This window comes from Halomonas sp. ND22Bw (genome assembly GCF_003011945.1).
Lineage (GTDB): Bacteria > Pseudomonadota > Gammaproteobacteria > Pseudomonadales > Halomonadaceae > Halomonas > Halomonas halophila.
Map to the genome: position 1 here is coordinate 1 of NZ_PXWD01001046.1, position 265 is coordinate 265.

The following is a 265-nucleotide window of genomic DNA, read 5'->3' on the forward strand; positions in this document are numbered from 1 at the left end:
ACGCAGAACCGATCCAGATTCTCAACCCTGTGCGGCGCATACAGAGGCCAGGTCAGCGCCCGGCCCGGCTCCAGATCGATGATCTGCGCCTCTCGCTCGAAGGCCAGGTCATAGGGCAGTTCCTCGGTCGTCTGGCGCGTCACCACCTGTTCCATGTTGCGTTCGGGCAGATGCCGCTCGTCGCCAGGATAAACTAACAGCCGCTTGCGCCCGCGCAGATGAAACAGCACCACCCCGGCCGCGTCGAAATGATAGGGCACCCGCG

General features: G+C 63.8%; 1 protein-coding gene. It reads right to left on the minus strand.

The annotated features are described in order from the left end of the window. Positions 1-265: cupin-like domain-containing protein (locus CVH10_RS21365; protein ID WP_219924957.1), on the minus strand; the 265-nt coding region annotated here is incomplete at both ends.